The sequence below is a fragment of the Streptomyces sp. genome, assembly GCF_031181705.1.
In the GTDB taxonomy this organism is placed as follows: Bacteria; Actinomycetota; Actinomycetes; order Streptomycetales; family Streptomycetaceae; genus Streptomyces.
Genome location: NZ_JAPSKN010000072.1, coordinates 15543 through 28139, shown reverse-complemented (window position 1 = coordinate 28139; position 12597 = coordinate 15543). Strand labels below are relative to the sequence as shown.

Below are 12597 nucleotides of genomic sequence, written 5' to 3'. Positions count from 1 at the left end.
GCTCGGCCGACGAAGGGGGCGCTTCTTCGGTACTGACCGCAACGCAGCGTTACGGATCCAAGATTTGCCAACTAGCGCGCTCCGTGTGCCAACTAAAACTCTCGGTCACACCCACGCGCGCCGGCCCTCCGCGCAGGATTGCATAAACGTGCATGGAAACGTATAGTCATGCCCCTCTGAGGAGGAGGATTCCATGGCGGTACGAGCGGCAGTGGCCGGGGCGAGTGGATACGCGGGCGGGGAACTGCTGCGTCTGCTCCTGGCCCACCCCGAGGTCGAGATCGGCGCCCTGACCGGCAACTCCAACGCCGGGCAGCGGCTCGGCGCGCTCCAGCCGCACCTGCTGCCCCTGGCCGGCCGCGTGCTGCGGGAGACCACCCCGGAGGCCCTCGACGGCCACGACGTCGTCTTCCTGGCGCTGCCGCACGGTCAGTCCGCCGCCGTCGCCGAGCGGCTCGGGCCGGACGTGCTGGTCGTCGACATGGGTGCCGACTTCCGGCTCACCGACGCCGCCGCCTGGGAGAAGTTCTACGGCTCGCCGCACGCCGGAACCTGGCCCTACGGTCTTCCCGAACTGCCGGGTGCCCGCGCCGCGCTGGAGGGGTCCAAGCGCATCGCGGTACCCGGCTGCTACCCGACCGCCGTCTCCCTCGCCCTCGTCCCCGCGTACGCGGCGGGCCTGGCCGAGCCCGAGGCGGTGATCGTCGCCGCGTCCGGCACGTCCGGCGCGGGCAAGGCGCCCAAGCCGCACCTGCTGGGCAGCGAGGTCATGGGCTCGATGTCCCCCTACGGCGTCGGCGGCGGACACCGGCACACCCCCGAGATCACCCAGAACCTCAGCGCCGCCGCGGGCGCGACGGTCTCCGTGTCCTTCACCCCGACCCTCGCGCCGATGCCGCGCGGCATCCTCGCCACCTGCAGCGCGAAGGCCACGGCCGGCGTCACCGGCGAGTCCCTGCGCGCCGCCTACGACAAGGCGTACGCCGACGAGCCCTTCGTGCACCTGCTGCCCGAGGGCCAGTGGCCCGCCACGGCGTCCGTCCACGGTTCGAACGCCGTTCAGCTGCAGGTCGCGTACGACGAGGCCGCCGGACGGATCATCGTGATCAGCGCCATCGACAACCTCACCAAGGGCACCGCGGGCGGTGCCGTCCAGAGCATGAACATCGCCCTGGGTCTCGACGAGACCACCGGACTGACGACGATCGGAGTTGCGCCGTGAGCGTGACGGCAGCGAAGGGATTCACGGCGGCGGGCATCGCCGCCGGGATCAAGGAGAACGGCAACCCCGACCTGGCCCTCGTGGTCAACACCGGGCCGCGCCGCGCCGCCGCCGGCGTCTTCACCGCCAACCGCGTGAAGGCCGCCCCGGTGCTGTGGTCCGAGCAGGTCCTCAGGAGCGGCCAGGTCTCCGCCGTCGTCCTCAACTCCGGCGGCGCCAACGCCTGCACCGGGCCGAAGGGCTTCCAGGACACGCACGCGACGGCCGAGAAGGCCGCCGAGGTGCTCGGGCGGGGTGCCATCGAGATCGCCGTCTGCTCGACCGGCCTCATCGGGGTCCTGCTGCCGATGGACAAGCTGCTCCCGGGCGTGGAGAAGGCCGCCGCGGCCCTGAGCGAGCACGGCGGGGAGAAGGCCGCCATCGCCATCAAGACCACCGACACCGTCCACAAGACGTCCGTCGTGACCAGGGACGGCTGGACGGTCGGCGGTATGGCCAAGGGCGCGGGCATGCTCGCCCCCGGCCTCGCCACCATGCTCGTCGTCCTCACCACCGACGCCGACCTCGACAACGGAGTCCTGGACAAGGCGCTGCGCGCGGCCACCCGCACGACCTTCGACCGCGTCGACTCCGACGGCTGCATGTCCACCAACGACACCGTGCTCCTGCTCGCCTCGGGCTCGTCGGGCGTCACCCCCGCGTACGAGGAGTTCGCCGAGGCCGTGCGCCAGGTCTGCGACGACCTCGGCCGGCAGCTCATCCGCGACGCCGAGGGCGCCAGCAAGGACATCAAGGTCGAGGTGATCAACGCCGCGACCGAGGACGACGCCGTCGAGGTGGGCCGCTCCATCGCCCGCAACAACCTCCTCAAGTGCGCCATCCACGGCGAGGACCCCAACTGGGGCCGCGTGCTCTCCGCCATCGGCACGACCCGGGCCGCCTTCGAGCCGGACCGGCTCAACGTCGCCATCAACGGCGTGTGGGTCTGCAAGAACGGCTCCGTCGGCGAGGACCGCGAGAAGGTCGACATGCGCTACCGCGAGGTGCACATCGTCGCCGACCTCGCCGCCGGGTCGGAGACCGCCACCATCTGGACCAACGACCTCACCGCCGACTACGTCCACGAGAACAGCGCGTACTCGTCATGAGCAGTGGAGCGACACGCAAGCACACCGCGCTGCCCAAGGCCCAGATCCTCATCGAGGCCCTGCCCTGGCTGGTCCGGCACAACGGCAAGACGGTCGTCATCAAGTTCGGCGGCAACGCCATGGTCGACGAGGACCTCAAGGCCGCCTTCGCCCAGGACGTGGTCTTCCTGCACCACGCCGGCCTCAAGCCGGTCGTCGTGCACGGCGGCGGCCCGCAGATCAGCGCCGCCCTCGACCGGCACGGCATCGTCAGCGAGTTCAAGGCGGGCCTGAGGGTCACCACCGAGGACGCCATGGACGTCGTCCGCATGGTGCTGGCCGGGCAGGTGCAGCGCGAGCTGGTCGGCCTGCTCAACCGGCACGGTCCGCTCGCCGTCGGCCTGACCGGCGAGGACGCCCACACCATCAGCGCCACCAAGCACCAGCCCGAGATCGACGGCGAACGCGTCGACATCGGGCGGGTCGGCGAGATCACCGCGATCGACACCGGCGCCATCGAGGCGCTGCTCGCCGACGGCCGCATCCCGGTCGTCTCCTCGATCGCCCGCTCCGAGGACGACGGGCATGTCTACAACGTCAATGCTGATACGGCGGCTGCGGCACTCGCTGCTGCACTGGGCGCCGAGACCCTCATGGTCCTCACGGACGTCGAGGGACTCTACGAGGACTGGCCGCACAGCGACGAGGTGATCAGCCGCCTGACCGCCTCCGAGCTGGAGCGCCTGCTGCCGGACCTGTCCTCCGGCATGGTGCCGAAGATGGAGGGCTGCCTGCACGCCGTGCGCAACGGCGTGAACACCGCCCGCGTCATCGACGGCCGGGTCCAGCACTCGATCCTGCTGGAGATCTTCACCGACGAGGGCATCGGCACGATGGTCGTGCCCGACGAGAAGGGGGACGCCGTATGACCGCCAACGAGGAACTCGCCGAGCGGTGGCGGGGCGCGCTCATGAACAACTACGGCACCCCGCTGCTGCCCCTCGTCCGCGGTGCGGGCACCACGGTGTGGGACGCCGACGGCAGGTCCTACCTCGACTTCGTGGGCGGCATCGCGACCAACGCCCTCGGCCACGCCCACCCGGCGATCGTGGAGGCCGTGACCCGGCAGATCGGCTCACTCGGCCACATCTCCAACTTCTTCATGGCCGACCCGACCGTGACGCTCGCCGAACGCCTGCTGAGGCTGTTCGGCCGGGACGGCAGGGTCTTCTTCTGCAACTCCGGCGCCGAGGCCAACGAGGCCGCCTTCAAGATCGGCCGGCTGACCGGGCGCACCCACGTCGTGGCCACCGAGGGCGCCTTCCACGGGCGGACCATGGGCGCCCTGGCGCTGACCGGCCAGCAGTCCAAGCGCGAGCCGTTCCTGCCGCTGCCCGGCGACGTCACGCACGTGCCGTTCGGCGACGCGCAGGCCCTGGCCGCCGCCGTGACCGAGGAGACCGCGCTCGTCGTCCTGGAGCCGATCCAGGGTGAGCTCGGCGTCGTCGTCCCGCCCGCCGGGTACCTCAAGGCCGCCCGGGCCATCACGGCCGCGACCGGGGCACTCCTCGTCCTGGACGAGGTGCAGACCGGCATCGGCCGGACCGGACACTGGTTCGAGTACCAGGCCCACGAAGGCGTCCTGCCCGACGTCGTGACCCTGGCCAAGCAGCTCGGCGGCGGGCTGCCGCTCGGCGCGACGGTCGCCTTCGGGCGGGCCGCGGAGCTGCTGCGGCCCGGCCACCACGGCACGACCTTCGGCGGCAACCCCGTCGCCTGCGCCGCCGGACTCGCCGTCCTCGACACCATCGAGAACGAGGGGTTGCTGGAGAACGTCAAGCGGCAGAGCGAGAAGTTGCGGGACGGAATCGAGGACCTCGGCCATCAGTTGATCGACTCCGTCCGGGGCGCGGGGCTCCTCCTGGGTATCGTGCTCACCGAGCCGCTCGCGCCGCAGGTGCGCCAGGCGGCTCAGGAGGCCGGTTTCCTGGTGAACGCGCCCGCCCCCGACGTCGTCCGGCTGATGCCGCCGCTGAACCTCCGCGACGCCGACGTGGACGCCTTCCTGGGGGCACTTCCCGGCATCCTCCAGGCAGCGCACGGGGACGGACGATCCGGGGAATGAGACGACGATGAGCCAGGCGCAGGACCACGAGCAGCCGGGGGCGAACGGGCCCGCCGTGCCGCAGACCCGCACCGCACGCCACCGCCGGATCGTGGACATCCTCAACCGGCAGCCGGTCCGCTCGCAGAGCCAGCTGGCGAAGCTGCTCGCCGACGACGGGCTGAGCGTCACGCAGGCGACGCTCTCCCGGGACCTGGACGAGCTGAACGCGGTGAAGATCCGCAACACCGACGGGGACCTGATCTACGCGGTGCCGAGCGAGGGCGGCTTCCGCACCCCGCGGGCTCCGCTGGGCGGGTCGGCGAAGGAGGAGCGGATGCGGCGGCTCTCCCAGGAACTGCTGATCTCCGCCGAGGCCTCGGCGAACCTCGTGGTCCTGCGCACTCCTCCGGGGGCGGCGCAGTTCCTGGCCTCCGCCATCGACCAGGCCGAGCTGCACGACATCCTGGGCACGATCGCCGGGGACGACACGCTGCTGCTGATCAGCCGGGAGCCGACGGGCGGGCAGGCATTGGCGGACCATCTGCTGCGGCTGGCGCAGAACGGGCAGTGAGGTTCGTCGTCCCGGCTGCGGTGGGTGGTGGCTGGCCGCGCGGTTCGCCGTTCGGGTACGGGTGGGTGATGGCTGGTCGCGCGGCTCCCCGCGTCCCGGGGCCGGTCACCCGAGCCGCGTCGCCAGGCCCCCCGTGCACCGGACCTCGTCACCGGCCGTGATCAGCAGCGCCTCCACGTCCGGCAGCGACTCCAGCCAGGCCAGGCCCTCCCGCGAGCCCATCGCGAACGCCGCCGTCGCCCAGCAGTCCGCCCAGGTCAGCCGGGGCCCCACCACCGTCACGGCGACCAGGTCGGTCACGGCCGACCGGCCGGTGCGCGGGTCGACGATGTGCGCCCCCCGCTCCGCCGTACCGGACGTCGCCACCGACAGCTCCTCCGCCCCGGCCGCCGAGACGACCGCCGCCAGCCCGCCCGGCCGCAACGGGTCCGACACCCCCACGCGCCACGGCCGCTGCGGCTCCGGCGCCCCCAGCAGCTGCACGTCCCCGCCGCCGTTGACGCTCACCCCGCACACCCCGGGCACCTCCGCCAGCCGCCGCGCCGCCCGTTCGACCGCCCAGCCCTTGACGATGCCGGTCGGATCGAGGCGGCCCTGGTACGACGTGCTGAACCAGCCGTCGCTCACCCGCTCCGCCTCGGCCGCCAGCTCCAGCACCTCGGCGACCTCGGGGTCGCACTGTCCGGCACTCACCTCACCGCGCTGCAGCCGGGAGACCTGGCTGTCCTCGCGGTAGGTGCTGAACACCTCGTCCACTCGGTGCAGCCCGGCCACGACCTCGTCCAGGACCGCGCGCACGGCGGCCGGTTCCCCGCCGCGGACGTCGAGTGAGAAGACGGTCCCCATCGTCTCCTCCACGTGGCGCACCGCGGCGGGAGCCTGTGCGGAGCCGGCCACCGTGTCAGCCACCGGCCTGGTCCAGGGCCGACTGGAGGGACTCCTTGTAGCCGGCGCTGGTGTAGGTGGCTCCGGAGACGGAGTCGATCTGTGCGTTGCCCGTGGCGACGGCGGCCTGGTTGAGGCGGGGGACGGAGGCGGAGGTGATCTGGTCGCTGCGGCCGCCCTTGGGGGCCTGCACCGCCTCGGCCTTGGTGATCCTCCCGCCCGTCACGGTCACCCGCACCTGCACCGGACCGTACTGCGTCTGCGCCACGCTGCCGGTGAGCGTCCGGGTCCCGGCCTGCTCCCCGCCGCCGCCTCCCGAACCGGCGGCCTGCGAGGAGCCGCCCTGCGCCGGGGCCTGGTCCAGGGCCGACTGGAGGGACTCCTTGTAGCCGGCGCTGGTGTAGGTGGCTCCGGAGACGGAGTCGATCTGTGCGTTGCCCGTGGCGACGGCGGCCTGGTTGAGGCGGGGGACGGAGGCGGAGGTGATCTGGTCGCTGCGGCCGCCCTTGGGGGCCTGCACCGCCTCGGCCTTGGTGATCTTCCCACCGGCGACGGTGATCCGGACCTGGACCGGCCCGTACTCGGTCTGCGCGACGTCCCCGGTCACCGTCGCGGGAGCACCCGCGCCCCCGCCCTGCGCGGCGCCCGCCGCGGCCTTCGCCTTGTCCAGGGCGGACTGGAGCGACTTCTTGTAGCCGGCGCTGGTGTACGTCGCCCCGGACACGGCGTCGATGTCGGCGCTCTGGGCCGCGACCGCCGCCTGGTTGAGCCGGGGCACGGCGTCGGCCGTGATCTGGTCGCTCCGACCGCCCTTGGGTGTCCGGACCGCCTCGGCTTTGGTGATCTTGCCGTTGCTCATGGTTACGCGGACCTGCACCGGGCCGTACTGCGTCTGCGCCGCGTCACCGGTGACCGCGCCGTTCACGCCGCCCTGCGGGGCCTGCCCGGCCGCCGCCGGCGGGAGCTGGCCACCCGCAGCCTGGGCGGAGCCCGGGTCGGAGGCCGGCTTCAGCGACAGCAGCAGCACGATCCCGGAGACGGTGGCTGCGCCGGCGAGCACGGCACGCCGGACGGGGTGAGACTTCCTCATCGTTTCCCAAACTCCTGAAGGGCCGTTGATGTCCCGTCGCTCACATCTCGAACGACTCGTGATGGATACGGCGGGCGGGGACTCCCGCGCCGCGCAGTGCCTCGTAGACCGACTGCGCGAAGCCGGGCGGCCCGCACATGAAGACGTCGTGGTCGCCGATGTCCGGGATCTTCCGCTGGAGGGACTCGGCGGAGATGTCGGGGCGTTCCCCGTCCGGGCTGTTCACCGCGTACATCAGCCGCGCGCCGCGCTCGTCGGCGATCTTGGCGAGTTCGCCCCACAGGGCCAGGTCCTGGGTGCTGTTGGCGCGGTAGAGCAGCGTGATGTCACCGGCGGCACCGGGCAGCGTCTCGAACAGCGCCCGCATCGGGGTGATCCCCACGCCGCCAGCCACCAGCAGCACCTTGCCGCGGCTGCGGCGCTGCGCGGTCAACGCGCCGTACGGGCCCTCCGCCCACACCCGGGTGCCGGGCGTCAGCTCACGCAGCCTTTCGGTGTGGTCGCCGATCGCCTTGACGGTGATCCGCAGCATGTCCGGTCGGGGCGCAGCCGACAGGGAGTACGGGTGGGAGCTGAAGCGCATGCCCGGCGCCATGAACCGCCAGCGGAAGAAGTGCCCGGCCTCCGCGCCCATCCGGTGCAGCTTGCGCCCGCCGATCAGCACGGACACGATGCCCGGCGTCTCCTCGATGACCGCCTCGACGCGCATGCGGTGCCGCACGTTCAGCCGGATCGGGGTGAGGATCCGGTACCAGACCACCAGCGCGGTCACCACGCCGTACAGCCCGTACCAGAAGGTCTTCGCGGTGGGTTCGACGGCGAACTCGTTGCCCGTGGTGATCTGGTGCCAGAACGTCAGGTACACGGCCGCGTAGGTGAGCAGGTGCACGTGGTACCAGGTGTCGTACCCGATCAGCCGGCGCACGCCGCCGATCGACAGGATCCCGATGACGAACAGCAGGCCGGTGCCGATGGCCGCCTTGCCCATGTCCGGCAGCTGGTTGACGGAGTCGACGGTCTGCTGGACGACGTCGCCGAGCCCCTTGCCGGCCTGAAGCGCGTAACCCCACATGATGAGGAAGACGTGGGCGAGGACCAGGCAGAGCGTGTAGCGGCCGGTCATGGCGTGCCAGCGCGCGACCCGGTCGGTCCCCACCCGCCGCTCCAGTGCCGGGACCCGCGCCATCTGGAGCACCACCAACGCCATCAGATAGCCGGCGAGCAAACCCGTGATCCGGCCGGCCGCCACGATCTTGCTCGTGGTGTCCGCGAGGGACGGTGTGTTGTCCCACCACAGCCACAGCACGGCCGCCGCGCCCGCCCACAGGGCGATCAGCAGCGGTACGGCCGGGGAGCGGCGCGGGCGGATGCGGCGCATCGTCTGGCGGCGGGCGGCACGGCCGCCTGCGAGCGTGGTGGTCACGGTTCCTCCGTGGGGACTTGTCCCTTGGCCCACAGATACGTGCCGGGACACGGGAGTGTTCAGCCACGTGCCGATACGTGTGCGGACAACCGTGACCGCTGGTGACGGCGGCCCGTCACCACCGCGTGACGGCCGTGCTCCCGCTCTGGGTGCCCACGGCGATGTGCGGCCGCCGTGCGGGGTCCGCCCAGGTCAGGATCCGCCGCATCGCGGGCCCGGACACGGACACGCAGCCGGCCGTCGGGCCCCGTCCGTGGACGTGGAGGAAGATGCCCGCACCCCGCCCGCGCACGGGACGCGTGTAGTTGAAGCCGATGACCAGCGCGTGCGCGTACTGCGTCCGGTAGCCGGCCAGGTGCTCGGACTCGGCGGCCCGGCAGTCGGCCGCGCGGGGCTCGCTCCAGCGGTTGTAGGCGCGGGAGTCGTTGTCCTGGCACCACCAGGAGTCCTGGCGCACCCGGCGGTACGGGTACGCCGTCCCGCGCGGCGCCGCCTCGATGCCGAAGGCGTACGGCAGGTCGTACAGACCGGCGGGTGTGGTGTCGGTGCCCTGTCTGCGTGCGTCGCCCTCGACGAGCCCGTTCGCTCCGAAGCGCGCGGGCGCGGAACCGGCCTCGACCCACCTGCCGCCCCGGGTGCGGTTCCACCAGGTGACCGTGCCCGTGGTCGAGGTCCTCGCCGGGGCCACCGCGGTGATGAGCTGGGTGCCGCCGCCCGTGTCCGCCATCCGGGCCGGCAGCGGCGGCGCGGGCGGCCCGGCGCCGAGCAGCAGGAGGGCGGAGACGGCGAGGGCGACGGCACCGGGGCGCATGCCTCAGACCGTAGAGGGCGGCAGTGGCAACGGCAGCCCGGGTAGTCCGTCCAGGCTGGTGGCGATGTGCTCCTTCTTGGCGAAGTACGCGCCGAGCGAGGCGTCGTCCTCCCGGGCGAACCGCTTGCCGTGCAGGTCCCGGTCCTCCTCGTACGTCATGAAGGGCACGGCGTAGCCGCAGGTGTCGCGGACGAGTTCGGCGGTGACGACGATGATCGCGCGCAGGCCGTGCGGGGCCGGGTCGATGTCCGGGAAGCGGGCGAGCAGTTCCCCGAACCGGGCGTCGTCGCGGAAGACCGGCTCACCCCTGCCGTGCACCCGCACGATGTTGGGCGGGCCCTGGAAGGCGCACCACATCAGGGTGATCCGCCCGTTCTCGCGCAGATGGGCGATGGTCTCGGCGTTGGAGCCGGCGAAGTCCAGATAGGCCACGGTGTGTGCGTCGAGCACCGCGAAGGAACCCTTGAGGCCCTTGGGGGAGAGGTTGATCGTGCCGTCGGCGGACAGGGGAGCGGTGGCGGTGAAGAAGACCGGCTGCGCCTCGATGAACGAGCGGAGCCGGCCGTCTATGCCCTCATAAGTCTTTCCCATGTCTAACGATTATGGGCTCAGGTCCTTCGACTGTCTAAGGAATTGCGGGATCCGGTCACCGCTGCCGGACCCCGCACGGGTCCGTGGCCGCCCCGGCCGGCGCTCCCACGGGGCGGCCACGGCGCCTGTCACGTCACTTGGTGAGCGTGCAGGCGGCCAGGGAGTCCAGGCCGGCCGGGCGCTCGGCCGTGCGGCCGATGGCGGTGGCGATGCGGTTGATCGCGGCGACGCGCTTGTCCTCCAGCGGGCCGAGGATGGCGTTCTGGACGAAGTCGGGGCCGCCCTGGCCGACGGTGTCGACCAGGCGCTTGTTGGCCTCCTGGATCTGGGTGTCCAGCTGGCCGAGGTTGCGGTCGACCTCGGCCTGGGCGGAGGCCGGGACCGCGGGCAGCCGCGAGGCGACGTCCGGGCAGCCGATCGTGCCGGCACCGGCGTTGCCCGCCTCGCCCGCGCCGCCCTCTCCGGCACCCGCGCCACCCTCATCGGCTCCGGCTCCGGCTCCGGCATCCGCACCCGCCTCACCTCCGGCCCCGGCGCCCGCCTCGCCCGCTCCCGCACCGCCGTCGGCGTCGAGCTGACAGGCCGCGAAGGCCTCCAGGCCCTCGGGCTTGGCGGCGGCCCGCCCGATGGCGGTCTCGATGCGGTTCAGGGCGGCGACGCGCTTGTCCTCCAGCGGGCCGAGGATGGCGTTCTGGACGAAGTCGGGACCGCCCTGGCCGACGGTGTCGACCAGGCGCTTGTTGGCCTCCTGGATCTGCGTGTTCAGCTGGGCCAGGTTGCTGTCGACCTCCGCCCGCGCCGAAGCGGGGACGTCGGGCAGCTGGGAGGTGACGTCCGGGCACGTGATGGTGCCGGGGCCCGCCAGCGTCCGGGCGTTCGTCCCGCCGCTCCCGGACGTCTCCCCGGCGAGCGCGAAACCGGCGATCGCCGTGCCGGACAGCGCCACCGCGGCCGCGCCGCCGATGAACGCGACGCGACGCTTGTCGTACTTCGGAAGAGCCCTGGACATGGGGGTGCCTCACTAGGGGTCGGTGGGTCCTGTGGGTGCAAACGCGGCGCCTGCGTTCGGCGAGAGGTACGGGTAAGCGGTTTCCCGCGTTCAATGGGCCCGCGAATTGTCTCGGCGTGACCGGAAACCGGCGCCGGATCGACCCGCTGCCCGTCCGATTGACGAATCATGCAAGACTCCGCATAATCATGCAGGACACCGCCCGTGGCGGTGCCCATCCCACTCAGTGAGGAGCGCAGCAGGTGAGCAGCAACAGCGGTGACGTCCGGCTCTGGGGCGGCCGTTTCGCCGACGGTCCCGCAGAGGCGCTGGCGAGGCTGTCCGCGTCCGTCCACTTCGACTGGCGGCTGGCGCCTTACGACATCGCCGGTTCCCGTGCCCACGCGCGCGTGCTGCACAAGGCGGGCCTCCTCACGGACGACGAGCTGACCCGGATGATCGCCGGTCTCGACCAGCTGGAGGCCGACGTCGCCGACGGCTCCTTCACGGGCACGATCGCCGACGAGGACGTGCACACGGCCCTGGAGCGGGGCCTGCTGGAGCGTCTCGGCCCCGACCTCGGGGGCAAGCTCCGCGCGGGCCGCTCCCGCAACGACCAGGTCGCCACCCTCTTCCGCATGTACCTGCGCGACCACGCCCGGGTCATCGGCGGCCTGATCGCCGAGCTCCAGGACGCGCTGATCGGCCTCGCCGAGGCCCACCCCGACGTGGCGATGCCCGGCCGCACACACCTGCAGCACGCCCAGCCGGTCCTCTTCGCGCACCACGTCCTCGCCCACGTCCAGTCCCTCTCCCGGGACGCGGAGCGGCTGCGCCAGTGGGACACGCGCACGGCCGTGTCGCCGTACGGCTCGGGCGCCCTGGCCGGCTCCTCCCTCGGCCTGGACCCGGAGGCGGTGGCCAGGGACCTCGGCTTCGAGCACGGCTCGGCGGCCAACTCCATCGACGGCACGGCCTCGCGCGACTTCGTCGCCGAGTTCGCCTTCATCACGGCGATGATCGGGGTCAACCTCTCCCGGATCGCCGAGGAGGTCATCCTCTGGAACACGAAGGAGTTCTCCTTCGTGACCCTGCACGACGCCTTCTCGACGGGCTCGTCGATCATGCCGCAGAAGAAGAACCCGGACATCGCGGAGCTGGCCCGCGGCAAGTCCGGCCGCCTGATCGGCAACCTGACGGGCCTGCTGGCCACGCTCAAGGCCCTCCCGCTCGCGTACAACCGCGACCTGCAGGAGGACAAGGAGCCGGTCTTCGACTCCATCGACCAGCTGGAGGTCCTGCTCCCCGCCTTCACCGGCATGATGGCCACCCTCACCGTCCACCGCGAGCGCATGGAGGAACTGGCCCCGGCCGGCTTCTCCCTCGCCACCGACATCGCCGAATGGCTGGTCAAGCAGGGCGTGCCGTTCCGGGTGGCCCACGAGGTCGCCGGCGAGTGCGTCAAGGCCGCCGAGGCCGAGGGCAAGGAACTGGACGATCTGACGGACGAGCAGTTCGCGAAGATCTCGTCCCACCTGACGCCCGAGGTCCGCTCGGTCCTCAACGTCCCCGGAGCCCTGGCCTCCCGCGACGGCCGCGGCGGCACGGCCCCGAGCGCGGTGGCGGTCCAGCTGGCCGAGGTGAGGCAGGACGTGGCCGCCCAGCACGAGTGGGCCGTGGCGAAGCGGCGGGGCTGAGGGCGACGCCTCGCAGGGGCGCGGGGAACTGCGCGAACAAGCGAAGGCGACCCGCACTCGCCGAAACACCGCCAACCGCCAACCG

At 72.2% G+C, this 12597-nt stretch carries 12 protein-coding genes; 6 read left to right on the top strand and 6 right to left on the bottom strand.

Going from position 1 to position 12597, the window contains the following annotated elements:
- The first annotated feature begins 193 nt into the window (after positions 1-193).
- Genes argC through RIN80_RS15785 form a run of 5 tightly spaced genes read left to right on the top strand, consistent with a single transcriptional unit; the run spans position 194 to position 5027 of the window.
- The gene (argC, locus tag RIN80_RS15805) at positions 194-1222 is read left to right on the top strand and encodes an N-acetyl-gamma-glutamyl-phosphate reductase (RefSeq protein WP_309096234.1); all 1029 of its coding nucleotides are present in this window, start codon (positions 194-196) and stop codon (positions 1220-1222) included.
- The gene (argJ, locus tag RIN80_RS15800) at positions 1219-2370 is read left to right on the top strand and encodes a bifunctional glutamate N-acetyltransferase/amino-acid acetyltransferase ArgJ (RefSeq protein ID WP_309096233.1); all 1152 of its coding nucleotides are present in this window, start codon (positions 1219-1221) and stop codon (positions 2368-2370) included. Before argC ends, argJ begins: the two co-directional genes overlap by 4 nt.
- The gene (gene argB, locus RIN80_RS15795) at positions 2367-3278 is read left to right on the top strand and encodes an acetylglutamate kinase (RefSeq protein WP_309096232.1); all 912 of its coding nucleotides are present in this window, start codon (positions 2367-2369) and stop codon (positions 3276-3278) included. Before argJ ends, argB begins: the two co-directional genes overlap by 4 nt.
- Positions 3275-4474: an acetylornithine transaminase gene (locus tag RIN80_RS15790; RefSeq protein WP_309096231.1), complete on the top strand. Its 1200-nt coding sequence runs from the start codon at positions 3275-3277 to the stop codon at positions 4472-4474. The genes argB and RIN80_RS15790 overlap by 4 nt, the downstream gene beginning before the upstream one ends.
- 7 nt (positions 4475-4481) lie before the next feature.
- The gene (locus RIN80_RS15785) at positions 4482-5027 is read left to right on the top strand and encodes an arginine repressor (RefSeq protein ID WP_309096230.1); all 546 of its coding nucleotides are present in this window, start codon (positions 4482-4484) and stop codon (positions 5025-5027) included.
- Between the two features lie 105 nt (positions 5028-5132).
- On the opposite strand, the gene RIN80_RS15780 is transcribed toward RIN80_RS15785, so the two are convergent.
- From RIN80_RS15780 to RIN80_RS15755, 6 genes are all read right to left on the bottom strand, one after another.
- Positions 5133-5936 (bottom strand): FAD:protein FMN transferase, encoded by an 804-nt coding sequence (locus RIN80_RS15780; protein ID WP_375141710.1) that lies wholly within the window; start codon positions 5934-5936, stop codon positions 5133-5135.
- On the bottom strand, positions 5929-7002 hold the full coding sequence (locus tag RIN80_RS15775) for an FMN-binding protein (protein WP_309096229.1): 1074 nt from the start codon (positions 7000-7002) through the stop codon (positions 5929-5931). The genes RIN80_RS15780 and RIN80_RS15775 overlap by 8 nt, the downstream gene beginning before the upstream one ends.
- 40 nt (positions 7003-7042) lie before the next feature.
- Positions 7043-8425, bottom strand: a complete 1383-nt coding sequence (locus tag RIN80_RS15770; RefSeq protein ID WP_309096228.1) for a ferredoxin reductase family protein — start codon at positions 8423-8425, stop codon at positions 7043-7045.
- A 115-nt stretch (positions 8426-8540) separates the two neighbouring features.
- Positions 8541-9236, bottom strand: a complete 696-nt coding sequence (locus tag RIN80_RS15765) for a L,D-transpeptidase family protein (RefSeq protein WP_309096227.1) — start codon at positions 9234-9236, stop codon at positions 8541-8543.
- A gap of 3 nt (positions 9237-9239) precedes the next feature.
- A complete protein-coding gene (locus tag RIN80_RS15760; RefSeq protein WP_309096226.1) occupies positions 9240-9827 on the bottom strand; it encodes a pyridoxamine 5'-phosphate oxidase family protein in 588 nt (195 codons plus the stop codon).
- Between the two features lie 133 nt (positions 9828-9960).
- A complete protein-coding gene (locus tag RIN80_RS15755; protein WP_309096225.1) occupies positions 9961-10836 on the bottom strand; it encodes a hypothetical protein in 876 nt (291 codons plus the stop codon).
- Positions 10837-11078: 242 nt separating this feature from the next.
- Between RIN80_RS15755 and argH the strand changes: the two genes are divergently transcribed.
- Positions 11079-12512: an argininosuccinate lyase gene (gene argH, locus RIN80_RS15750; RefSeq protein WP_309096224.1), complete on the top strand. Its 1434-nt coding sequence runs from the start codon at positions 11079-11081 to the stop codon at positions 12510-12512.
- Positions 12513-12597 lie beyond the last annotated feature (85 nt).

What these genes read in the sequence shown, in the direction of transcription:
- RIN80_RS15760 (WP_309096226.1), bottom strand. Translation starts at nt 9,827, where the DNA reads ATGGGAAAGACTTATGAGGGCATAGACGGCCGGCTCCGCTCGTTCATC.
- RIN80_RS15765 (WP_309096227.1), bottom strand. Translation starts at nt 9,236, where the DNA reads ATGCGCCCCGGTGCCGTCGCCCTCGCCGTCTCCGCCCTCCTGCTGCTC.
- RIN80_RS15775 (WP_309096229.1), bottom strand. Translation starts at nt 7,002, where the DNA reads ATGAGGAAGTCTCACCCCGTCCGGCGTGCCGTGCTCGCCGGCGCAGCC.
- RIN80_RS15785 (WP_309096230.1), top strand. Translation starts at nt 4,482, where the DNA reads ATGAGCCAGGCGCAGGACCACGAGCAGCCGGGGGCGAACGGGCCCGCC.
- RIN80_RS15755 (WP_309096225.1), bottom strand. Translation starts at nt 10,836, where the DNA reads ATGTCCAGGGCTCTTCCGAAGTACGACAAGCGTCGCGTCGCGTTCATC.
- argC (WP_309096234.1), top strand. Translation starts at nt 194, where the DNA reads ATGGCGGTACGAGCGGCAGTGGCCGGGGCGAGTGGATACGCGGGCGGG.
- RIN80_RS15790 (WP_309096231.1), top strand. Translation starts at nt 3,275, where the DNA reads ATGACCGCCAACGAGGAACTCGCCGAGCGGTGGCGGGGCGCGCTCATG.
- argB (WP_309096232.1), top strand. Translation starts at nt 2,367, where the DNA reads ATGAGCAGTGGAGCGACACGCAAGCACACCGCGCTGCCCAAGGCCCAG.